Genomic DNA, 24,121 nt, shown 5'->3' on the forward strand with positions numbered 1-24,121 from the left:
ATTCAATATACGTGGCGGACAAACAGCTCACAATCACGATAAAATCAAACTGTACCGATACAGATTGTATACAACTTTTAGAAGATCCAATGGAGAAGAGACTATAATGTGGTCTATACCATAAGTATTCAGCAGAGTACGTATAGTAGACGAAGGCACTACAGGGTAAGGGAGGAGCCAACTCATGAATAAATTTAAAAACACATCAAAAAGTAAACCTATGAATAAACAACAACAATTAGTTGTACATATCGCACAGCAGATTCAAGCAGGTACGTTAGTATCGGGTCAGAAATTACCTTCGATTCGATCTATGGCTCAAACTAATCAGTGTAGCCCGTCTACAGTAATCGGAGCGTATGAACAATTGATGCAAGAACGCTGGATTTATGCGATGGATCGAAGCGGATATTATGTAGCTCAACAAGGATACAATCAACAGCGTTATCCAGTGCGTGAACAGATTGATTTGTCATCAGCAGCGCCAGCACCTGAATTGTTTCCTTATGACGATTTTCAAAGTTGTCTGAATCAAGCAACTCATGTCTACCGGGATCAATTATTTTCATATGGGATGCCTCAAGGGTTACCTCCATTATTGTGTGAAGTAAGACAGCAGTTAGAAGAAGTACAAGTATTTGCGCGCGAATCTCAGTTATTTGTCACATCAGGGATACAGCGAGCATTGTCGATTTTGACGATGATGCCTTTTCCAAATGGTCGGCAGACGATTATGATCGAGCAACCGAGTTACCATTTGTTGATCGAATTACTGGGAGCACTTCATGTACCTGTGGAAGGAGTAGAGCGAACAGTGAATGGACTGGATTGGGAGCGAATCGAGACTCTTTTTCAGAGTGGAGAGATCAAGTTCTTTTATGTGATTCCACGATTTCATAATCCATTAGGAACATCGCTATCGACAGCAGATAAAAAGCGATTAGTCGCATTAGCGGCAAAGTACGATGTGTATATCGTAGAAGATGATTATTTGTCTGATCTAGAACACTCTGTCTCGAATGACCCGATGTATGCGTATGACACGTCAGAGCATATTATTTATCTCAAAAGCTATTCCAAAATTCTTTTCCCTGGTCTACGAATCGGTGTAGCAGTGTTGCCAGCAGCATTAATCGATACCTTTGCTCAATATAAACGTTTACTGGATATCGATAGTTCTGTGCTATCGCAAGCCGCATTACATATGTATATCAAAAACGGAATGTTTACCCGTTATCGTCGCTATCTGCTTGAAGGCTATGATCGCCGAATCAAGCAGTTGCATCGCACATTAGATGTTTTATCAGCTGATCCTATTTTTGCTCATGCTCCTCGTAATCAGGCAGTGCATACCTTTTTACGATTACCCGATAATTTTCCAACTTCTGTATTGATCCGGCGTTTAGCACAGCAGAACATTATCGTAGGCGATGGTAGCCAGCACTTTTTGCCAGACAGTCCGTACACGATTAATCTATTGCGGATGAATGTATCCAATGTACCTGAAGAGCAGATTGATCACACACTGAATATTATCGCCAAAGAAATTCGTAAGTTATCGATTACACCTAAGTTATATGAGTAATAGTCTTCATCTACTAAAAATCACTGTTCTACGGCATACGGTATGATGATTCAGGCAAAAGAAAAGCGACCTGTGATATACTCACAAGTCGCTTGATTTATATAAAGATTTCAAAATAATAATTAATGTATTTTTTCGAAATCTTTATATATACTTTCTAATAATTTGAAATTACATGATCTGCTAGCTAAAAAGCGATTACCTTTATTTACTTTGATGTATAGATTTTTCGCTTGTTTTAAAAGATCATCTTGATTAGATTTGATGTATTCGTATTCTGCTTGCAATAAGGCAGAATATTGTTTCTCTTCCAAAGAAAAATCTATGTATGTAAATTCACTAGATAGTATAGGAATCATGCAATTGAATTTTATAACAGAAACAGGGTCTTGTTCAGCATTATTATATATTTTCGCAAAAGTAGCATTCTTTTTCTGGAATTTTGGTTTATAAGATGACAATGGTGCATAATAATCATGTTCGTTGATTCGCAATAATATTCCTACATATGGACGTATTTTATTGCTGGAAGCATTCATTTGTACGCCAGTATCATATTTGCGTAAAAAATTGATATAGTCATCAGATACCTTGTAAAATTTCAATTCATTCAATATTTTCTCCAAAAAAAATAGAAGCTATTAGGCTTCTATTTCCTCGCACTTATGGTAGCGTCCACCAACTTTAAAGCCCACATTTATATTGGTAGTGGAACACCAACTTTAAAGCCCACATTTGCATTGGTAGTGGAACACCTCATAATAAACACACTTATACAGGTGAATTATTATGTTTTAATTAATCATATTTTAACAGAATTTTTTTGAAGATTCAATCCAAAGATATAAAGCTGTTTACATTTTATAGATTTATTTTTGGGGAATGAGCAGTTTAATTATTACTTCCCTGCTGCAACCAACTTCAACGCTTCATCAGCGGCTTGCAATGTCTGATCAATATCAGCATCCACGTGAGCGGTTGTTAAAAACCATGCTTCATATTTCGAAGGAGCCAGACATACACCACGATCTAGCATATGACGGAAGAAAGATGCGAATTTCTCACCATCGGTATCTTGCGCTTGATCGTAATCAGTTACCGGATGATCGCAGAAATGCGTAGAGAATGCACCACGAATACGATTAATAGTCATCGCTACACCATGACGATCCGCAGACTCACGTAATCCATCCGTTAAGCGAATGGCTAGACGTTCCATTTCTTCATAGACGCCTTCGCCTTGCAACACTTCCAGACAAGCAATCCCTGAAGCGACAGACGCAGGATTTCCTGCCATCGTACCTGCTTGATAAGCAGGCCCTAGTGGAGCGACTTGTTCCATAATATGTTTGCGACCACCATAAGCACCAATCGGCAGTCCACCACCAATAATTTTACCAAGTGCTGTTAAGTCAGGCATGATCTGATCGTGATTGTCTAATCCAGCATATGTCTGACTGGAACCGTAATGGAAACGGAAAGCTGTAATGACTTCATCGTAAATGACTAAAGCGCCATAATCATGAGCTAACTTACATAACCCTTCCAAAAATCCCGGAGCAGGCATAACCATACCAAAATTACCGACAATCGGCTCTACCATTACGGCTGCAATCTGATCGCTCCAGTGTTCTAATGCTTCACGTAGCGCTTCTAGATTGTTGAATGGTACAGTGATAACTTCTTGCGCGATACTGGTTGGAATCCCTGCACTATCTGGAATCCCCAGTGTTGAAGGGCCAGAACCTGCTGCGACAAGCACCAGATCCGAATGTCCATGATAACAGCCAGCGAATTTGATAATTTTGTTGCGCTTGGTATACGCACGCGCGACACGAATCGTCGACATCACTGCTTCAGTACCCGAGTTTACAAAGCGAACTTTATCCAAAGAAGGAATACTGTCTTTGAGCATCATTGCTAATTGGATCTCAAGTTCTGTCGGTGTACCGTACAGGATTCCATTTTGCGCGGCTCTTGTAATCGCTTCAGTAATATGTGGATGGGCATGTCCGGTGATGATCGGGCCATATGCCGCTAGATAATCGATATACTTATTGCCATCGACATCTGTAAAATGAGCGCCTTTCGCGTTAGCCATAAATACAGGTGCGCCGCCACCGACAGCTTTAAATGAGCGAGACGGGCTGTTCACACCGCCTACAATATGTTCTAGTGCTTGTTCATATAATTGGGAAGAACGTGTTCGTGGATTCAATACAATCGCTCCTTATTCAAAATAACAGCAACCACCGTCCAGACAAGAAAAAAGCGCCCTTTAGACGGGCGCTATAACTACAGATGTGACGATGATTGAACTGCGCTGTTTCTATTTTACCATTGTTGCTACAGAATGTTGAGTGATTATCTTAACAGGCTTACTGCACCGAAGAGCTTGAGCTGTTCGATGTTGAGCGTGAAGAAGAACCGCCTGTATTGGTTGGACTGGAACTTTCTGTACTTGAGCTTGAATTGGAGCTGCTCGAAGAACTGTCTGAACTTGTACCGCTTTTGTTAGTACCTGTGGATACAGGTGTTGGTTCCACTGCTGATTTATTTAAAGCATCTTGTACATATTTTTGTAATTCTTCGCTACTCTTGATACCGATCACATCAGCGCCGCCTACTTTTTTCTCGGCTAGTAGATCGTCTGGAGGCAGTTGGTCACTACCATTCATTTTACTATCGTAAGCGACCGAAGCGAGTTTCCATAGATCGTCAGTGCTCAAGTTCGTATCAATATACGGATTGACTTGTTGTAAGATCGTCGGCAGATTCATAATTGAAGTGGTGGATTTCATTTTCTCACCAACCGCAGTTAAAAAGGCACGTTGTCTTTCAGTACGGGAAAAGTCAGACATTGCATCATGACGAAAACGTACATATTGCAGAGCCGTTTTGCCATCTAAATGTTGCATACCTGCTTTGAGATCGATATCATATTCGTGTTTATCTGCTGCACTGGTATAATGCATATCTTTTTCAACATTAAAATCAATACCGCCAACAGCGTCTACCAGTTTGATAAAGCCCTGGAAGTCGGTATAGACATAATATTGAATCGGAATACCAAGCAAGTCACTAACTGTTTTCATCGCTGTATTCGGTCCATGTGTAATCGCACTATTGATCCGATTTTCGCCATAACCAGAGATCGGAATATACGTATCACGCAGGATCGAGAATAAATGAATTGTTTTTTTGACAGGATCAAGTGAAGCGACAAGCATGGTGTCTGAGCGTGGAATTTCACCATCGTCTGCACTACGCGAATCGACACCCATTAAAAGAATATTGACAGGTTCGGTTCCTTCCCATACAGGAGGCTGAGTAGCGGCGACATTGGTAGGTTGCACATTTTTAAAAGGTGACGCATCGCCTGTTTTTTGTAATGCATCAATTTGATTATATACTGCTGTGAAGTAATAAATCGCATAGCCTATAACCGCAACTACAATGATCGCTACGGTCCAAAGCAGCGTTCGCTTTGTCTTTACATTCATGATCTTTCTTCCTTTCGAGGGTGAGGTCTATACTATGTTTTCAGAATCTTAATGCCAATTTGAAAAATTGTTTATCACTTTTGATTGCTCTTCATGACACCCGTACATTATAATTTTTTTTTAGGCAACAATCAATTACAGCGAATTGACAAGATTGTTATAAATAACGCGAATTATAGCGCATTTCTAACATGAACATCAATCAAGCATAAAGGAGATACTCATGCAGGCGATCGAAGTACAAGATTTACGCAAAACCTTTCAGATTCAGAAGAGCCGCGGAGGATTAACCGGAGCACTGAAAGACTTATTCGCAAGGCAATATAATGAAGTTGCTGCGGTGAACGATATTACCTTTTCTATTCCACAAGGAGAAATCTGTGGGTATATCGGGGAAAATGGTGCTGGCAAATCGACCACCATCAAAATGCTTACTGGTATTCTTGTCCCTACATCCGGACAGATTAAGGTTAACGGGTATGTGCCTTATCAAGAACGGGAAAAGTTCGTGCAGGGAATCGGTGTTGTGTTCGGACAAAGAAGTCAGTTGTGGTGGGATATAGGAGTAATAGAATCTTTTCAATTGCTTCGTAAAGTATATCAGGTATCTGAAGCAGATTACAAAAAACGCCTCGATGAGCTGGTGGAGCGTCTGCAATTACAAGACTTATTAAGCCGTCCTGTACGTAAGCTGAGTCTGGGTCAGCGGATGCGTTGTGAATTAGTTGCAGCATTGTTACACAATCCATCGATTATTTTTTTGGATGAACCTACGATCGGTCTGGATATCGTCGTCAAATCCGAAATTCGTGAATTTCTAAAAGACCTTAATCGTACACAAGGGACAACGATTCTACTGACAACACATGATCTGCAAGATATTGAAGCACTCTGTTCACGCGTGATTATGCTGGATGCTGGTAACGTCATCTATGATGGCGGCTTAGATGATCTGAAGACTCGCTGGGGCAAAGGCAAAGAAGTACGCTTCCAGTTCGGCAAAGCAGTGACTGCATCTCAGCTCCAAGCATGGACAGCCAGTCTACCTGTACAGTGGACACAAGAAGGTGAACTTGTAGCTACAGCATTAGTAACCGCAGATACAGCTGTATCCGATGTGCTAACCGCAGTGCTCAGTCAGGTCGAAATTCTAGATATTCAGATTTCCGAGACCAGTACCGATGAAATTGTACGTCAGATTTATAGTTCCGGTTCAGCCGAAAAGCCGGAGGTTAAGATTCATGTCTAGTCTGTATTGGGATTTTATTCGTATTCGTTTTTTGACGATGCTGGCATATCGAGTGAATTATTACTCTGGTATTCTGGTATATACGCTTAATATCGGTGTGTATTATTTTACATGGCAAGCGATCTACGGGGGCAAAGAGCAGATTGCAGGCTTTACAGCCGCACAGATGACCACGTATGTAGCTGTTTCGTGGATGGCACGGTCGTTTTATTTTAACAATCTGGATCGGGAGATAGCGACCGAGATTCGAGACGGTACGATAGCGATTCAGTTTATCCGCCCGTACAACTATTTGATGGTCAAAATGATGCAAGGATTCGGTGAAGGATTGTTCCGTTTCTTACTATTTATGATTCCAGGGATGTTGATTGCATTACTTTTATTTCCGGTTCAATTGCCGACAAGTATCACCTCTTGGATCGGTTTTCTGATCATGTTATTTTTTAGCTTTCTGATCAATTCGCAGATTAATATTATTATCGGAATGCTTGCCTTTTTTGTTGAAAATAACGAAGGTATGATGCGGATGAAGCGAATTGTCGTTGATCTATTTTCAGGGTTGTTGATTCCGATTAGCTTTTTCCCGGGTTGGTTGGTATCGATTATGAATTTTCTACCTTTTCAAGCGATTACGTATTTGCCGGGTTCGGTATTTACAGGTCGTGTCAAAGGAACAGGCATTTTGGAAGTGTTAGGGATTCAGGTGGTTTGGTTTGTTCTATTATTAATTCCAATTTATTTTATATGGCGCGCTGCTCGTGTGCGGCTGTTCGTACAAGGGGGCTAAGCAGATGAAATATTATCTTGGATTGGTATGGGAATACTTTCTGAATTATGCAAAGACACGTCTAACGTATCGTGCCGACTTCTGGGTAGAAGTGATCTCGGATTTGTTATTTCAAGCGACCAACTTAATCTTTATTTTTGTCGTATTTGCACATACAGATACATTGGGTGGATTTACCGAAGCGGAAGTGGTATTTGTATATGGATACTTTATGATTCCGTATGGATTGTATAGTTGCTTTGTGAATCTATGGAACTTTGGGGATCGTTATATTGTCAAAGGAGAAATGGATCGCATTTTGACCCGTCCTGCTCATAATCTATTTCAGATTTTTCTAGAAAATCTTGATCCACCGTCATTAATCGGTTCGTTGATTGGTGTGATTATTATGATCTGGAGTGGAGGTCAGTTAGGAATCGAGCTATTATGGTGGCATATTCCTGCACTGATTGTGATGGTGCTCGGTTCAACACTGATCTATACCGGAATCTATACGATTCTAACGTCGATCTCTTTTTATTCGGATTCACCGACAGGAATTATTCCATTAATGTACAATATCCAGACATACGGACGTTATCCGATTACGATCTACAACCGTATTATTCAAATTTTACTAACATGGATATTGCCATTCGCATTTGTAGGTATCTATCCTGCGGCACTGTTTTTAGATCGACCCGAAATGATTCGTATGGCGTGGATCACACCTGTGATGGGGATTGTCTTTTTCGCACTAGGATTGTTATTCTGGAATGGTGGAATCAAGCGTTATCGCGGAGCAGGATCATAAGTTGAGTATAATTTAAGAAGGAACATGATTGTATTTTGAAAGTGAGTTCTTTATATTTTACATCGAAGATAAAAAGAATAAGAGAGCTGAAGGAGGAATTACCGTGAGTGAATTACAAATAGGGCAACCGGTGCCTGAATTTACATTAGAAGCATCTGGAGGTCAAGAAATATCGTTAAGCGATTATCGTGGAAAAAAGGTCGTGTTATACTTTTATCCCAAAGACAGCACACCGGGTTGTACCCAGGAAGCTTGCGATTTCCGCGATAGTTCAGCAGCGTATGAGCAAAAAGGTGCAGTTGTGTTGGGAATCAGTCCTGATCCGGTCAAATCTCATGATAAATTTGCACAAAAGTATGAACTGTCTTTCCCGTTATTATCTGATCCTGATCATGCAGTTGCAGAAGCATTTGGCGTATGGCAATTGAAGAAAATGTATGGTAAAGAATACGAAGGTATTGTAAGGTCTACATTTCTGATCGACGAAGAAGGTATCTTGATCAAAGCTTGGAACAAAGTGAAAGTTAAAGGGCATACCGAAGAAGTATTTGCTGCACTGTAAAAAGACATTGTTATGGAAGCAAGTAAAGTTGCTACAAATCAATACGGCTCTATGATAGTTCTACCAAAGCAACGTCCTTCCAAAGACGTTGCTTTTTTAATGGATAAAAATAGCGCTTACCTGTAGTCATCTTGTGGATAGCAATTGATATCAAAGGAGAGGATAACGACTTATGAATTTCTACACTATTGCTTATTTGGAAAATCAATCGACATTTAATGTCTATCTCAAATACATCTTTATTTTTGTCGCACTGATCTTATTGCTGGTGTTATTTTCCTTATATATGCGCAAACGTATTGAGACCAAATATCGCGATCTAAGTATTATTTTGCTACTTATTATAGTGTTTATGATCGGTGTACAGTATTCGGATTATACGCAAGATCAGAGCACCTACTCCAAATACTCGCAGATGGTGCAATTTGTCCATCAATTAGCCAAAGACCAGAAGTTGGATGAAACAACGATCAGTGTGAATTCAACTACTCTTGTAGACGAAGTTATTATCAAAACACCAACAGCTTACTATACCGCTCATTTTAACGATGATATGAGTGCTTATACATTAGAAACGGTCTATCTGGTGAATCCAGACGTTCACATCATCAACCAATAAGTAGAGAGAAAGGAAACAATCTATGGAAGCTTATTATCCTGTTATTATCAAATTAGCGCTCGGTATTCTTTGTCTGGTGTTACAGATTAATCTAATGGGCAAAGGCAATCTAGCGCCCACATCGGCGATTGATCAAGTGCAGAACTATGTACTCGGGGGCATTATAGGCGGTGTGATCTATAATGAAGCAGTCAAGCCTTTACAATTTTTCCTCGTGCTGATGATCTGGACGTTACTGGTCTTTATGATCAAATTCCTCAAACAACACAATCCATATATTAAGCGTATTGTCGATGGCAAGCCGATCAACTTAGTTGTCAACGGGGAAGTCAATGTTGGCGAATGTCTGCGTTGCGGCATATCGGCAAATGAATTGATGTTCAAGTTACGAGCGATAGGGATATACGAGATTAAAAATGTAAAACGAGCCATTTTAGAGCAAAACGGACAATTAACCGTTATTCAATATGGTGATGAAAATATTCGTTACCCGATTATTGTAGATGGACAGGTCAATCAAGATGTACTTGATCTGATTCATAAAGATATCAAATGGCTAGAAGAGCGAGTCAAACAAGAAACCCATCATCATATATCTGAAGTTTATCTAGGTGAATATATCTCAGGTGAACTGCGCCTGCATGCGTACAAAAAGTAAATCGATTTGCTGTTTAAATATTCTATTTTTATATGATAAATTTGACATAAAGAGTGAGCTATGTTAGTTTGGAGTCATTGGTTTTTTCTAAATAATGGAATATTTAGAGGTTGATTCACACTATTCAAGGAGGCACACACTTATGACAAAACAACAATGGATACAAGCAATCGAAGCACAATTTGATCAAATGGTATCTTGGCGTAGACATATGCACAAGTTCCCTGAATTATCTTTTCAAGAAGTGAAAACTTCTCAATATATTGCAGATACGTTGAAAGGATTCGGGTATGAAGTACGTACAGGTGTAGGCGAAGGCGGATTGATCGCTGATCTACAAGGGGCACAAGCAGGCCCAACGATAGCATTTCGAGCAGACTTTGATGCACTGCCCATTCATGAAGAAAATACAGTAGACTATCGTTCGCAAAATGATGGCGTGATGCATGCTTGCGGACATGATGGGCATACAGCGGCACTACTGGGTGTAGCCAGTGTACTTAGCGATCAGCAAGCACATTTGAAAGGAAAGGTTCGGTTTATTTTCCAACATGCTGAAGAACTTCTTCCAGGTGGAGCCAAAGCGATGGTCGAAGATGGAGCATTGGACGGAGTCGATGAAGTGTACGGTGCACATCTGGCAAGTGCTCTTCCATTAGGTAAAATCGGGACAGCTTCAGGGCCTGCAATGGCATCGGCAGATTCCTTTTCAATTACGATTCAAGGGAAAGGCGGACATGGTGCACAGCCTGATTTGTCAGTGGATTCTATCGTGATCGGTAGCCAGTTAGTTGGAGCTTTGCAGACCATCGTATCCCGTCATATCAGCCCGATGCAGTCGGCTGTAGTGACTATCGGTGTGTTCCAAGCAGGACAAGCCTTTAACGTTATTGCCGATAAAGCGAAGATCGAAGGAACAGTACGTGCATTTGATCCAGAGATTCGTACTAAGATTGAGCAGGATATTCGAGATCTGGTACATGGCATTACATTAGCCAGTCATGCGACATATACGATTAATTATATTCATGGTTATCCAACCGTCGTGAATACACCGGAGCAGACAGAGCATGTTCAACAAGTTGTCGTGGATACGATGGGTGAAGAAGCATTTCTGATGTTACCACCAGCGATGGGAGCGGAAGATTTTGCGTATTATTTGCAAGAGCGTCCGGGTAATTTCTTCTTTGTCGGATCGAAAAATGAAACCGAAGATACTGCATTCCCACATCACCATCCACGATTCGATATCGATGAACGTGCACTTGTGAATGCGGGTAAAGTCTTTTTAGGCATTGCAGCAGAGAAATTACTGTAGGTTATTCTGGATGATATCATGAGAGAAGATACAACAGAACTTTGTATGTAGAACTTAATAAAAAATATCATCCAAAAAAGAACAAAGTACTAATAGCAGTATGAGCGTATTGTCTAATAGTGTCACATTCAATATAAAATAATAAAAAGCAGCGAAGATCGTGGCATCTATTGCCCGGTTCTTCGCTGCTTTTTTATACTTTTAGTTTATTCACCTGCGGAATCATCAGGCTTTTTTTTACCAAATCGATTCACCAGTGCAATTCCTAATCGTCTGCGGAACTTCACAAGAATAAAGAACAAGATTAGCACCACAATAATCGCAATCGCTTCAAATGAATAGTGATGAATCCAGTGAAAGACCATCGTCCATTGTGGTCCGAAAATGCGACCCAATGCTAGAAAGATACTAACCCAGATCAATGCACCGCTATACGAGTAAGCAGCAAAGCGCCAGAACTTAAAGTTCATAACACCTGAGAAGTAACCGGTGAAGTGACGTACTCCCGGTATAAAATATCCAAAGAATACAAGTGTATATCCATATTTACCAAACCACAGTTGTGCTTTATCCAACTTCGACTCTCGCAACAATAACCATTTTCCATATTTCCGCAAAAAAGGAAGCCCTGCTTTTCGACCGATAAAATAAGTGATCGTCATCCCGATCGTTGTACCGGCAAACGCACAAAGAAATAATAGCACTATATTCAGGCGACCCATATAAGACAAATAGCCAGCATATCCCATCGTAGTTTCACCAGGGAAAGGAAGAGCGATAAATTCAAGCAATAGTCCTAGAAAAAGCACCAGATAACTATGATGTGTAAAAAGAGATTCTATATAATGTATAACTTGCATGAGCTTTCCTCCGTAGTGCTATAATTTCTCTGTATTTGACTATTTTTCCTAAAATAAAACAATCTATTACATCATAATCTATCGGAAACTACAAAGTCTATTAATAGGTCTATTTTAAAAGAAATCTCGTTATTTCTGAAATGTAAACGTAATCTTGATACAGAGTGGAAGAAAGTACACTTTTAATTGCTGTAGTAAGGTTCGAAGCCTTGACGGTGGCTTTTGCACATAGGTATAATTAGACTCATTGAAATGTGGGAGGTTCGTGAATGAATAGTCCAAGTGAAATTATTGTAGTTCTCGATTTTGGGGGACAGTACAACCAGTTGATCGCAAGACGTATCCGTGATCTAGGCGTGTACAGTGAATTAATGCCTTTTAATACCCCGGTCGAAAAGATTCGTGAATTGTCACCGAAAGGGATCATCTTTTCCGGTGGACCTTCTAGTGTGTATGCAGAAAATGCACCGCATGTCGATCCAGCGATCTATGATCTGAATGTGCCAATCTTCGGTATTTGCTACGGTATGCAGTTAATGGCTCAACAATTGTCCGGTAAAGTAGAACGTTCTGCGAAGCGTGAGTACGGGAAGTCTGATGTAGACTTTATGGCACATTGCGCATTGAATAAAGGCATGGAATCCAGTCACACCGTATGGATGAGTCATGGTGACCATGTAGTCGGCTTGCCAGAAGGATTCGTATTGGATGCAAGTACAGAATCGGCTCCAATTGCTGCGATGAGTAATGCAGAGCGTCAATTGTATGCTGTACAGTTCCATCCAGAAGTACGTCATTCTGTGTTCGGTAACGAAATGATCCGTAATTTCTTATATGAAATTTGTAAATGTGCGGGCGAATGGAGCATGGAGACGTTTATCGAAGATACAATCGAAGAGATTCGTACACAAGTCGGCGACAAAAATGTATTGTGCGCACTAAGTGGCGGTGTCGATTCTTCGGTAGTGGCGATTCTTTTGCACAAAGCGATCGGTCCTCAATTAACATGTATGTTTATCGACCATGGTCTTTTACGTAAAGGCGAAGCGGAAAGCGTTATGGAGACGTTTGTTGGTAAGTTCGATATGAAAGTTGTCAAAATCGATGCCCAAGAACGTTTCTTGTCCAAATTAGCAGGCGTTGACGATCCTGAGCAAAAACGTAAAATTATCGGTAATGAATTTATCTACTGCTTCGATGAAGAGTCTCGTAAATTAGGTGACTTCGCGTATCTAGCACAAGGTACACTTTATACCGATATTGTAGAAAGTGGTACAGCGACAGCACAAACGATCAAATCTCACCATAACGTAGGTGGATTGCCAGAAGATATGCACTTTGAATTGGTAGAGCCACTCAAAGCACTATTCAAAGACGAAGTACGTAAAGTCGGCGAACAATGCGGATTGCCAGCTGCAATCGTATGGCGTCAACCTTTCCCAGGTCCAGGTCTAGCGATTCGTGTCTTGGGCGAAGTAACAGAAGATAAATTGCAAATCGTTCGCGATTCGGATTACATTTTGCGTGAAGAGATCGCAAAAGCAGGTCTTGAAAGCGAAATTTGGCAGTACTTCACTGCACTTCCTAACATGAAGAGCGTAGGCGTTATGGGCGATGCTCGTACGTACTCGTATACTGTAGGTATTCGCGCTGTAACATCGATCGATGGTATGACTGCTGACTGGGCACGTATCCCGTGGGATGTGTTAGAGAAGATTTCGGTACGTATTGTCAATGAAGTCGATAATGTAAACCGTATTGTGTATGATATTACATCCAAACCACCAGCTACGATTGAGTGGGAATAGCATAACCAAGCCTCAAAATCTTAGATCTCTAAGGTTTTGAGGCTTTTTTTAGTTATAATGTATACAAAAAAAGGAGTGATTATCCATGCTACAAATTAAGCAGTTACATGATTTGTTAACAAATGCCTGTCTAAGTGACCTTAACGAAAGGATTGAACTTCATGGATAAAAGTAATTCGTTACCTCCAAAGCAAATCATTGATTCTTTTGAAGGTATAGTAGATCATATTATGCAATATCATCTTGATGATGGAATGAGACAACATTTTCTTGATATTGAAGAAAAGAATCTATTTGAATTTCATTGGTCATTTGGAATGTTTATCCGCAATGCATATGAATTATCCGATCCAGAGAAAGTTCCAAACTTAGTAGAACATTACAAAAGAGTACTAATTACTGAAGCTGGAGAAGATCCAGACTTACTAACTTCAGAAAGTGAACCTTTATATTACTTTCTTCTAACAGGTTTATTAGATAATGATGGGATATCAAGTCATATTCTCAAATTAATATGGAGAAGATTAAATACAGAGCATAGAGGTTAGTTTTAAACATAGATTGAACAACCCAAAGTATTGATATGTAGTTCAATTATCGAGACAAAATTTACAGAATGTTATCCATTATTCATATTATTTTTACTTTTCCTTTTTTGAACATGATAAGATGAACCACATGATTTGGCTAAGCATCACAGAGGTAGCTACATTTTTGAAATTTATATGTAAAGGAGGGCTTGAACATGACCGAATCCAATCACTTAATACCAGAATCCAAATTTGATTTTGGTGCAATCCAGCGATTACAGCAATTAGACCCTCAAGCATTAATTCCTATTCTTCCAGAACTACTTGTCTGGTTGCAAGATATTAACTGGCCTGTTGCTATACCGATGTCCAAAATACTGCTTACAGTTCCTGATGAAATCGTTCCTCATGTGCGAGACGTATTGCATACAGATGATACCGAATGGATCGAATGGTGTCTGCAATATATTGTTGGTTTTTTACCTGTAGCTTTGATTCGGAAACTAGAACCAGAAATTCGTCGGATAGCTGATTCACCGACACAATGGGAGTATGCAACGGAAAGTCATATTACAGCACAAGAGATTTTAGATACATTAGATCATGATCCAGAAAATCCATGATTTTAAATACCAAAATAGCGATTTGATTCTACATATCAATTTAATATGTAATCTACAATCAGATACAACTAACGTATACGAGGAGAATATTTATGAAATGGACGATTAGTTTACTTTTAACATGTACGGTATTAACAGCTTGCGGTCAATCGAATCATCAGGCAACGACACCAGAGGCTACTGCCACATCCAAACCAAGTGTTACAGCATCGGCTGGAGTTAATCAAAAGACAACCAAAGCAAACCAGACTTCTACAGAGCAACCGGAAGAATCTACAGAGGATACTCCATACTATGGCGATTACCAGATGGACCCGGAAGATACATTTAATCATCTGATCCATAACAATCCGTTAGATCGGGCATACAATAAAGAGTATAATGAATTTCAGAACTCTAGCCAGTTCTCGACCGCCGGTTGGGTTGCGCTTGAAGGAAAGTATTTGAAATTATGGGATATCGAAATGAATAATACGATGCAACAATTGAAGTCCAAGTTATCTGCATCCCAGTACGCTTTGTTACAACAATCTCAAAAAGGTTGGGAAACGTATGATCAACAAGAAGCAGAATTCGTCGAAGATACGTTTTTGAAAGATTCGTATTTTGGTTCTCAAGGACAAGTAAGTGCAGTTAGTGCCCAATTGTCGAGAACACGTGAACGAACTATTCAATTGATGGAATATGCTTATGAACGTAATGATCAACTGAAATTTGTGTATCAATAACATATCCAGTCCATAACAGGAGGATTCTATGCTGACAACGACCAGAGCACAGATGAAGCGTCTGCAATTGCATCAACAAGGACTATTACAACCTCATTTGAATCACTATCAGGATGCTAATGGAGTATTACATACACTCAATCGACTCGGTTATGTCCAGCTTGATACGATGAATGTATTATCTCGTAGTCAGGATTTGTTTTTCTGGTCGAGAGATCATCGGTATCAGCGGGAATGGTTGTTAGAATTGTATGAGCAGCAGTCGATTTTTGAAGTGTATTTGTTTGCTTTGTGTTTGTTGCCAGTTTCTTCTTATGAGCATTTGCATCATTATTTTGCACATCATCATTTGAAGATCATGAACCAACCGAAGTTAGATTTTATATTAAATATTTATGAGCAAGTACAGCTTAATCAGCCACTACGTTCGCGGGATATTGAACACGATCAGCCATCAAGTGGAGCGACATGGAGTATGACACCGGCAAGACGAGCATTAGACCAATTATGGCGTGCAGGCTTGATCAAGGTCAGTCGAGATCATCATTTCAATAAGTTATATACAATAACAGATCAGAGTATTGAAGAGCATCGGACACTGGAACATGAACCGACGCTGAATACATATTTGCTTGATTTGACGTTTGAGAATTTGGGGATCGCGACGCTCAAAGAATTAAAAGCTTGCTTTAACCTCCATAAAACAGCAGTCAGCGAGTATATCCAGCAACAATTGGAACAAGGGAATATTCAGCAGATACAGGTGGAACAGTTTGCCGAAGAGCATTTTATTCGTACACAGGATATTTCGTTACTATCTACTTTGGAAAAGTTAGAAGGTAGCGCAGCGACACTGTTATCTCCTTTTGATAACATGATTCGAGATCGGTCACGGTTGTTGAAGTTATTTGATGTGAATTATAAGCTGGAAAGTTATATGCCCAAAGAACAACGACAATATGGTTACTTTGCAATGCCCATTTTGATTGGAGAACAGATTGTGGGTGTGATTGATCTCAAAAATGATCGCCAGCGTCGGGAGTTACAGGTACAAAAGTTAACGTTACTCGATTCTACTCAAGCCGTAGAGCACAAGCGCCAGATTGAATCTATATTGCAGAATTTATGTGTATTTGTAGAAGCAGAGCAGATTATTCCTGCGCAAGAAATCACTTATTTATAACCTTCCTATAGATGTGGATATGAAAAAAGATAACAATCACTTGAGCTACCTGAAACTCAAATCAGGTGGCTTTTTGGCATCTGAGATCCTATGTGCTCTAATCGGATATGAACATATATACATCTATAGGGCTTATACATCGAACATGATAAAATATAAATAGCGTATAAATAGCTCATAAAGACAAAAAACAACACTTAGCTCGGCTAAATGTTACTGCTACGACCATAATACATTGTAATCTAAGCCATATGTATATAACACTACGACTGATATCTGGATATTACCAGGCTTAGAAATGGATAATACCAGCTATCGTTAGCCAAAGGAGATCAGAGGATTGGAACCATTAACGCTGATATTAAGTTGTATCGGATTACTGATTTTTTTTGCAGTGATTGCGATTGTGTTACCACGAGTCTTGAATAAGAAAAGTATCACCGAACAGACGATACTGGAAGGTTATTCGGCACGAGCAACGATTATCTCGATTACCCCGACAGGTCAATATAGCAGTGGACAACCGGAGATTCTATTGGTGGTGAAGATTGAGCGTCCAACAGCACTTCCTTTTCAAGCCACTGTCAAAACAACAGTCTACACGATGAATCTTCCCAAATTTCAAGAAGGTACCAAAGTGCATGTGAAAGTATTCGAAGATCGCAAAGGCAAACATATCGTCGTCAAAGGGACACTAGATTATCCGTAAAGTCTGTAGAATACTAGGTAAGTATGTTTCTATTCAACAGAATCAATAACAGTTTATCCGAGATAGTACAAATAATCTTCTTTTTTGATAGATGCTAAGAAATTCTCTCGATATGCGTATTTCTACACCTGATACTAGAGCAATTCTATCTTTATGATAGACGTATAACAGAAGTATTCAGGAGGTAGTGCACATTGGTTAGCCAGACTGTACTGGATTACCGCTGGATCGGGCAACGGATTCGAGAGATTCGACAGCAACGTGGATTAACACAGCAACAATTGGCTTTAGGGATTTGCAATCAATCGCAGATCAGTCGTATTGAAAAAGGAGTCGAATCGGTATCGGCTGAGATTTTATTTCAGATTGCACATAAGTTTAGTCTGGATATCCGTATTTTTTTCGATATGACTGAACAGCAGATCAATGAGATTCAGAGTATTCGTAAAAATATTAGATATTTGCAAAAAAAGCATATGTATCAGGAGTTATTGCAATATATTGAAGATCATCAAGTAGAAGCGATATGTCGTTATTCGTTGATGGATCAGCAATTTGTACTGTATCAGAAAGGAAATGCCTATGTGCATCTGGGAGCTGTAGATCGTGGATTTCCTATGATTCAGTTAGCTTTGAAATTAACATATCATTGCGAGCGAATTCCAGCGTTGTATGAGATCGAAGTGATTCAGGCGTTAGCCATTGCCTATGGATTCGATGGAGATTATAGAGCATGTATAGGTTGGTTACACAAATGCTTGCGTGCACTTCATGTCTATCGTGAAGGCAGTGATCAGTTTACGCCTATCTTTTATTATTTGTCGAAAGCTTACTCGGATACGCAAGATTACCGGATGGCTATTGAATATGCTACACAAGGTATTCGCTATTGTGAAAATCATAAAATCGGTTATTACCTTGATCAACTGTATTATGAATGTGGCTATAGTTATGAGCAGATTGGACAACAATTCAAAGCAGAGCAGTGTTACACCAAGTTCCAGTTGCTACAAGATTTATTTTGCACGTATTAATTCTTCATTCGATGACCCCTCATAGTCGCTGTCACAATACACCGTCCACCTTTTCCTTAGGGAGAAGGTTTTTTTTGTTTGGATCGTTCTATCTAATTTAGTAACACATGGGAAAAGGAATAAGGCGATGTATAATTCGCCTTATATTATGCGGATATACATAAGTTTTTCACAATATAAGCATTATAATTCAGTTATACCTGAAATAAGGAATTTATTGGAAAAGGAGGAAGATCGTCTGTTCGTGATTGCATCGTCTATGGAGATGTCGTGAAAATCAACCGTCGTATAACGCATGATCTTATTCCACTATTTGAAGGAGTGCATATAATGAATATCATTCAAAAAGGCAAATTAATGAAATGGGTACTAGCTGGAGTAATGAGTTGTTCACTGCTAGCAACATCTATGCCAACGACTCAAGCTGCAGATAGTGCTTCAACGATGCCAAGTATTAGTGGTAAAAAAATTATGGTGGGCTACTGGCAAAATTGGACGTCTTCTGCCAAAGATGGATACGCGGGAGGGTCTTCACGCACAATTGCTTTAAGTGAATCTCCAACAGCTTATAATGTCGTTACAGTTGCTTTTATGACTGGCAACGGGATTCCTACGTTCAAGCCAGATCGAGGAACCGATGCTGAATTTCGTCAGCAAGTGGCTACATTAAATGCGAGAGGAACAGCCGTTATTCTTTCGTTAGGTGGAGCAGATGCTCATGTGCAACTGAGTGCAGGACAAGAGCAAGCATTTGCCAATGAAATTATTCGTCTGGTCGATGTGTATGGTTTTGATGGATTAGATATCGATCTGGAGCAAAATTCGATCAAAGCAGGAAGCAATACCACCGTTATTCCTGCCGCTCTCAAAATTGTCAAAAATCATTACAAAGCTCAAGGACAGAACTTTTTGATCAGTATGGCTCCAGAATTTCCATACCTCAAGCCAGGTGGAGCGTACGAACCATACTTAACCAGTCTAGCAGGTTATTATGACTTTATAGCGCCTCAACTATATAATCAAGCAGGTGACGGTATTTGGGTAGATGAAGTGAGCAAATGGTTAGCGCAAAATTCAGATGCAGACAAATACAATTTCCTTTACTATATGGCAGATTCCTTTATTCATGGCACAAGAGGATTACTACAGATTCCAGCCGATAAATTAGTGCTAGGATTACCAGCGAATCCAGATGCAGGGGGCAATGGAACTGTCAAAGATCCAACAGTAGTCTATAACGTATTTTCCAAATTACAATCACAAGGTCAATCGCTCAAAGGTCTAATGACATGGTCAGTGAACTGGGATCTGGGTAGCAATAGCGCAGGAACACCGTATAATAAAGCATTCTCCAATGCATATTATAACTTGATCTATAACGGTACTGCGCCAACGACTCCCACCACACCGACTACACCAACCAATCCTACTCAACCAACAGCCAAAGCATGGACAGCGTCTGCGGTATATGTTGGTGGAGATACAGTCAGTTACAATGGCAAAACGTATCGTGCCAAATGGTGGACTACCGGCGAGACACCAGGACAAGCAGATGTATGGCAACAGCTATAATCTCTTTTTCGATCACATAAATCTATACCGCATAGTGAGTGATATTATTGGGGAGGTATATAGATGAATTGGAGAAAAGCGGTGACAGCGACTGTTGCTATCAGTACATGTGCGTTGTTGATGAGCAGTACGATATGGGCACATGGTTATATTGAACAGCCTGCTAGTCGTGCTTACAAAGGATCGAATGCACTGGGACTGAATACCAATGTAGGCAGTGCACAGTATGAACCGCAAAGTATCGAAGCACTCAAAGGATACCCTGCGGCAGGGCCAGCAGATGGACATATCGCTAGTGGAGGGGTTGCAGGTTTTGCACCATTAGATGAACAGACATCTACCCGCTGGCACAAAACGGATATCAAAACAGGTGCACTTAAAGTGCAATGGAAATTAACAGCTCAACATGCGACAGCCAGTTGGAAATATTATATGACCAAACAAGGCTGGAATCCAAATGAGCCACTAAAGCGTAGTGCATTACAAGAAATTGCAGTCATTAATGATAATGGAGCCAAGCCGTCTGCGAATGTGAGTCAGACGATTAATATTCCATCAGATCGTAGTGGTTATCATGTGATTTTGGGCGTATGGGATATTAGTGATACTGCCAATGCTTTTTATCAAGTGATCGATGTGAATGTTACAGGTCAGGGTACAGGAGGTACTCCACCGACTCCCCCTACTAATCCAGACCAACCTTCTGCTAACGCTTGGACTGCTTCTGGGATTTATGTAGGTGGAGATACGGTCAGCTATAACGGCAAAACGTATCGTGCCAAATGGTGGACAAGTGGAGAAGCTCCTGGTACATCGGATGTGTGGGAATTGCTAGCGCGATTGCAGTAAATTCATGTTTGCTATATCATGTCCAGTTCAATCTGTTTTTTGAAATAGTTCTATTGGATATGAAATAACAATACAGCTCAAAGCCCATCTATATCGAATCCAGTAAGAGGTACTGGTTCGATGTAGATAGGCTTTTTTTGAGTTGGAGTGTATCTAAATGCGTAAGAGAGGAGAGGTTATACCGAACGAGCGAGTTGTCCATTCATCAGTAAGCGAGTGGTTAGATATTTACGAGCATCAGCAGTAATAAGATGAAGATCATCATGCTTAGTACTAGAGCGATCTTTACTAAATTTCACCAGTGCGCCTTCCAGATTTTCCTGAATCGCAACTACTACATATCCGCTATCTAGAAATTGATCGATTGCCAGCTTTTCTTTTTCAAAATCAGCGAACGCAGACATTATCGTATTCCTCCACTTACTTTTTCTGCTGTAGAAGATAACTCTACTGTAGGTACTTCAAACCGATTACGGTGCAAATATTGACCTGCTCCCGGTGTACCGACAAATTGTTTATCTCGAATAACAAATTCGCCTCTGCTCAGTACAGATACCGGCTCACCTGTAATTTCTATACCTTCAAAAGCATTATAATCCACATTCATATGATGTGTTTGTGCAGAGATCGTTCGTTTCACTGTAGGATCAAAAATAACGATATCCGCATCGCTACCGATTGCAAGTGTACCTTTTTGCGGAAAAAGTCCAAATAGACGTGAGCTAGCAGTAGCGATAATATCAACAAATTTGTTAAGTGAGATACGCCCCTTAGCCACCCCTTCAGAGTACAATACGCTGAATCGATCTTCGATCATCGGACCGCCATTCGGAATTTTGGAGAAGTCATGCAGTCCCAGATCTTTTTGCCCTTTAAAATTAAAAGAACACTGATCAGAACCGATCGTTTGCAGACTGCCATTCCAGAGCGCATCCCAGAGTACATCTTGATTCCATTTCTCACGAAGAGGAGGAGACCATACATATTTAGCACCTTCAAAATCGGGTTTCTCCAGATCGCTCTGATCCAACAGTAAATATTGCGGACAGGTTTCTCCATATACACGTAGACCTTTACGGCGCGCTTCTTCGATTTTGTAGACAGCTTCAGCACAAGTTACATGGACCACGTATAATTGTGAATCGGTAAGACCGGTAAGATAAGCAGCACGTCCAGTCGCTTCACCTTCCAATTCAGGAGGACGCGTCAGTGCATGATAGATCGGATCAGTCTGTCCAGCGGCGAGTGCTTGTTCAACCAGATATTCGATTACATCGCCATTTTCAGCATGTACCATAACCAGTGCGCCTTCACGTTTAGCAGTCTGTAACGTTCTGAATAGTGTACCGTCATCAGCTTGAAATGTATTTTTGTATGCCATAAATACTTTAAAAGAAGTGATACCTTCATTTTCGATAATCTGAGGTAATTCATCCAGTACGATATCGTTAATCTCGGACACCATAAGATGGAAGCTATAATCAATCACTGCTTTGTCTCGTGATTTGTTATGCCATGTATCTACAGCACTTTGCAATGTATTGCCTTTGGTCGTTAAGCAAAAATCGATTACTGTCGTCGTTCCACCGAATGCGGCTGCTTTGGTGCCGGTCTCAAAATCATCAGCAGTTACTGTACCACCGAAAGGCATATCCAGATGAGTATGAGGATCTATCCCTCCTGGAAAAACATAACAACCACTTGCATCGATAATTTCTGCACCTTCAGCTTCTACATGAAGTCCTATACTGGCAATAATCCCATTTTCGATTAATAAATCAGCGACATACGTATCTGATGCTGTGACAATCGTTCCATTTCGAATAATCTTTTTCATCCAATCACCTCTGCTCCAGTATAGGAATTATTCAGTGAACCGATCATTTTTTGACGATCGTTCCAGCTCATCGGTGCCATGCCATTTTCGATTTCGATCATATCTATTGCTCCATCAACAGGGCATACAATCGAACATAGATTACAACCTACGCAATCTTCTTCACGCACTTGCAAAATACTTTTACCTTCGGCATTCGTTAACATATCTATACATTGATGAGAAGTGTCTTCACAAGCAATATGACACTTGTTGCAGTTAATACAATTGTCTTCATTAATACGAGCAACCACCTGATAATTAAGATCCAGATCACCCCAGTTGGAGTAACGGGATACACTTTGACCAATCAGCTCATGAACTGATGTTAGACCTTTATCATCTAAATAATTATTCAGACCATCGATCATTTCTTCAACAATACGGAATCCATGATGCATCGCTGCAGTACAGACTTGAATCCCTGTAGCACCCATTAACATAAATTCAACCACATCTTGCCATGTGGAGATACCACCTATACCGGATATCGGTACGCCTACATTGATATCACGCGCACATTCAGCTAACATATTAAGCGCAATCGGCTTTACTGCTGGCCCGCAATATCCGCCATGTGCACCTTTGCCTCCTACATGAGGAATCGTATTCCAGCTATGGATATCAACACCGGCTAGACTATTAATCGTATTGATAAGACTAATCGCATCTGCTCCACCTTTAACAGCATGACGGGCAACTACAGTAATGTCTGTGATATTTGGTGTTAATTTTACAATCACAGGTGTAGTTGCTACTTCTTTAGCCCATGTGGTCTGTGCTTGCACAAGATCAGGTTGCTGACCGGAAGCGGCTCCCATTCCACGTTCAGCCATACCATGAGGACAACCAAAGTTAAGTTCTAGTCCGTCCACACCTACATCTTCGACTCGCTTTACAATTTCATGCCATTTGTATTGTGTTGGCTCCACCATAAGTGAAGCAATGACTGCATGATTGGGAAATCGCTTTTTCGTTTCATAGATTTCTTTGAGATTCACATCCAACGGACGATCAGAGATCAATTCAATATTGTTAAATCCAGCCACTCGTTGTCCATTGAAATTAACGGCTGCAAATCGGGCAGATGTATTAATAATCGGATCACCCAGTGTTTTCCAGACAGCTCCGCCCCAACCTGCTTCAAAAGCACGTTGTACTTGATACCCTGTATTGGTAGGTGGCGCAGAAGCGAGCCAGAACGGGTTAGGGGAACGTATACCTGCAAGATCAATACTCAAATCTGCCATAATTAACAACCTCCTATAAATATCA

Annotated in this window: 24 protein-coding genes and 1 pseudogene; 18 read left to right on the forward strand and 7 right to left on the reverse strand. The window is 40.3% G+C overall.

Features of this window, described 5'->3' with window-relative positions:
* Positions 1-184: 184 nt before the first annotated feature.
* Positions 185-1,585, forward strand: a complete 1,401-nt coding sequence (locus tag QE450_RS23355; protein ID WP_307302484.1) for an aminotransferase-like domain-containing protein — start codon at positions 185-187, stop codon at positions 1,583-1,585.
* Positions 1,586-1,707: 122 nt separating this feature from the next.
* On the opposite strand, the gene QE450_RS23360 is transcribed toward QE450_RS23355, so the two are convergent.
* The 3 genes from QE450_RS23360 to QE450_RS23370 all read right to left on the reverse strand — a co-directional run bounded on the left by QE450_RS23360 (position 1,708) and on the right by QE450_RS23370 (position 5,088).
* On the reverse strand, positions 1,708-2,199 hold the full coding sequence (locus QE450_RS23360; protein WP_307302486.1) for a type III toxin-antitoxin system ToxN/AbiQ family toxin: 492 nt from the start codon (positions 2,197-2,199) through the stop codon (positions 1,708-1,710).
* A 284-nt stretch (positions 2,200-2,483) separates the two neighbouring features.
* Positions 2,484-3,803, reverse strand: a complete 1,320-nt coding sequence (locus tag QE450_RS23365) for a glutamate-1-semialdehyde 2,1-aminomutase (protein ID WP_274171029.1) — start codon at positions 3,801-3,803, stop codon at positions 2,484-2,486.
* 160 nt (positions 3,804-3,963) lie between these two features.
* Complete coding sequence (locus tag QE450_RS23370) at positions 3,964-5,088, reverse strand: LCP family protein (RefSeq protein WP_307302489.1); 1,125 nt, start codon at positions 5,086-5,088, stop codon at positions 3,964-3,966.
* Positions 5,089-5,311: 223 nt separating this feature from the next.
* Between QE450_RS23370 and QE450_RS23375 the strand changes: the two genes are divergently transcribed.
* The 7 genes from QE450_RS23375 to QE450_RS23405 all read left to right on the forward strand — a co-directional run bounded on the left by QE450_RS23375 (position 5,312) and on the right by QE450_RS23405 (position 11,074).
* Positions 5,312-6,337, forward strand: coding sequence for an ABC transporter ATP-binding protein (locus QE450_RS23375; protein WP_069329394.1), 1,026 nt, complete (start codon positions 5,312-5,314; stop codon positions 6,335-6,337).
* On the forward strand, positions 6,330-7,124 hold the full coding sequence (locus QE450_RS23380) for an ABC transporter permease (RefSeq protein WP_204826626.1): 795 nt from the start codon (positions 6,330-6,332) through the stop codon (positions 7,122-7,124). The genes QE450_RS23375 and QE450_RS23380 overlap by 8 nt, the downstream gene beginning before the upstream one ends.
* 4 nt (positions 7,125-7,128) lie before the next feature.
* The gene (locus QE450_RS23385) at positions 7,129-7,917 is read left to right on the forward strand and encodes an ABC transporter permease (RefSeq protein ID WP_274171026.1); all 789 of its coding nucleotides are present in this window, start codon (positions 7,129-7,131) and stop codon (positions 7,915-7,917) included.
* Positions 7,918-8,020: 103 nt separating this feature from the next.
* Positions 8,021-8,479, forward strand: coding sequence for a thioredoxin-dependent thiol peroxidase (gene bcp / locus QE450_RS23390; protein ID WP_273614805.1), 459 nt, complete (start codon positions 8,021-8,023; stop codon positions 8,477-8,479).
* A 172-nt stretch (positions 8,480-8,651) separates the two neighbouring features.
* Complete coding sequence (locus QE450_RS23395) at positions 8,652-9,098, forward strand: DUF3290 domain-containing protein (RefSeq protein WP_273614806.1); 447 nt, start codon at positions 8,652-8,654, stop codon at positions 9,096-9,098.
* Between the two features lie 22 nt (positions 9,099-9,120).
* Positions 9,121-9,756: a DUF421 domain-containing protein gene (locus QE450_RS23400; protein WP_307302494.1), complete on the forward strand. Its 636-nt coding sequence runs from the start codon at positions 9,121-9,123 to the stop codon at positions 9,754-9,756.
* A 142-nt stretch (positions 9,757-9,898) separates the two neighbouring features.
* Positions 9,899-11,074, forward strand: coding sequence for a M20 metallopeptidase family protein (locus QE450_RS23405; protein ID WP_307302495.1), 1,176 nt, complete (start codon positions 9,899-9,901; stop codon positions 11,072-11,074).
* A 206-nt stretch (positions 11,075-11,280) separates the two neighbouring features.
* On the opposite strand, the gene QE450_RS23410 is transcribed toward QE450_RS23405, so the two are convergent.
* Positions 11,281-11,934 (reverse strand): DedA family protein, encoded by a 654-nt coding sequence (locus QE450_RS23410; RefSeq protein ID WP_307302498.1) that lies wholly within the window; start codon positions 11,932-11,934, stop codon positions 11,281-11,283.
* Between the two features lie 269 nt (positions 11,935-12,203).
* Between QE450_RS23410 and guaA the strand changes: the two genes are divergently transcribed.
* The 10 genes and pseudogenes from guaA (at position 12,204) to QE450_RS23460 (ending at position 20,970) form a co-directional block, all read left to right on the forward strand.
* Entirely contained in the window at positions 12,204-13,742 is a 1,539-nt protein-coding gene (guaA, locus tag QE450_RS23415) for a glutamine-hydrolyzing GMP synthase (protein ID WP_204826635.1), read from the forward strand.
* A gap of 161 nt (positions 13,743-13,903) precedes the next feature.
* Complete coding sequence (locus QE450_RS23420) at positions 13,904-14,290, forward strand: DUF6794 domain-containing protein (protein ID WP_307302501.1); 387 nt, start codon at positions 13,904-13,906, stop codon at positions 14,288-14,290.
* A gap of 197 nt (positions 14,291-14,487) precedes the next feature.
* Positions 14,488-14,895 (forward strand): DUF5071 domain-containing protein, encoded by a 408-nt coding sequence (locus QE450_RS23425; protein WP_307302503.1) that lies wholly within the window; start codon positions 14,488-14,490, stop codon positions 14,893-14,895.
* Between the two features lie 92 nt (positions 14,896-14,987).
* Positions 14,988-15,623 (forward strand): lysozyme inhibitor LprI family protein, encoded by a 636-nt coding sequence (locus QE450_RS23430; RefSeq protein WP_307302505.1) that lies wholly within the window; start codon positions 14,988-14,990, stop codon positions 15,621-15,623.
* 28 nt (positions 15,624-15,651) lie between these two features.
* On the forward strand, positions 15,652-16,806 hold the full coding sequence (locus QE450_RS23435; RefSeq protein ID WP_307302507.1) for a DNA glycosylase AlkZ-like family protein: 1,155 nt from the start codon (positions 15,652-15,654) through the stop codon (positions 16,804-16,806).
* Positions 16,807-17,146: 340 nt separating this feature from the next.
* Entirely contained in the window at positions 17,147-17,515 is a 369-nt protein-coding gene (locus tag QE450_RS23440) for a hypothetical protein (protein ID WP_273614816.1), read from the forward strand.
* A 194-nt stretch (positions 17,516-17,709) separates the two neighbouring features.
* Positions 17,710-18,549 carry a helix-turn-helix domain-containing protein gene (locus tag QE450_RS23445; protein WP_273614817.1) on the forward strand — a complete coding sequence of 280 codons (840 nt, stop codon included), beginning with the start codon at positions 17,710-17,712 and terminating at the stop codon, positions 18,547-18,549.
* Between the two features lie 357 nt (positions 18,550-18,906).
* Positions 18,907-19,911: pseudogene (locus QE450_RS23450) on the forward strand (chitinase); the annotation flags it as partial.
* Positions 19,912-19,917: 6 nt separating this feature from the next.
* Entirely contained in the window at positions 19,918-20,121 is a 204-nt protein-coding gene (locus QE450_RS23455; protein ID WP_307302807.1) for a carbohydrate-binding protein, read from the forward strand.
* 63 nt (positions 20,122-20,184) lie between these two features.
* Complete coding sequence (locus QE450_RS23460; protein ID WP_307302510.1) at positions 20,185-20,970, forward strand: lytic polysaccharide monooxygenase; 786 nt, start codon at positions 20,185-20,187, stop codon at positions 20,968-20,970.
* Positions 20,971-21,146: 176 nt separating this feature from the next.
* On the opposite strand, the gene QE450_RS23465 is transcribed toward QE450_RS23460, so the two are convergent.
* The 3 genes from QE450_RS23465 to preA are packed head-to-tail and all read right to left on the reverse strand — an operon-like array spanning position 21,147 to position 24,096.
* Entirely contained in the window at positions 21,147-21,374 is a 228-nt protein-coding gene (locus QE450_RS23465) for a hypothetical protein (RefSeq protein WP_274171009.1), read from the reverse strand.
* Positions 21,374-22,807 (reverse strand): dihydropyrimidinase, encoded by a 1,434-nt coding sequence (hydA, locus tag QE450_RS23470; protein ID WP_274171008.1) that lies wholly within the window; start codon positions 22,805-22,807, stop codon positions 21,374-21,376. The genes QE450_RS23465 and hydA overlap by 1 nt, the downstream gene beginning before the upstream one ends.
* Positions 22,804-24,096 carry an NAD-dependent dihydropyrimidine dehydrogenase subunit PreA gene (gene preA, locus QE450_RS23475; RefSeq protein WP_273614821.1) on the reverse strand — a complete coding sequence of 431 codons (1,293 nt, stop codon included), beginning with the start codon at positions 24,094-24,096 and terminating at the stop codon, positions 22,804-22,806. The genes hydA and preA overlap by 4 nt, the downstream gene beginning before the upstream one ends.
* Positions 24,097-24,121 lie beyond the last annotated feature (25 nt).

Origin of the sequence: Paenibacillus sp. SORGH_AS_0306 (assembly GCF_030819345.1) — a bacterium.
Classification (GTDB): Bacteria; Bacillota; Bacilli; order Paenibacillales; family Paenibacillaceae; genus Saccharibacillus; species Saccharibacillus kyungheensis.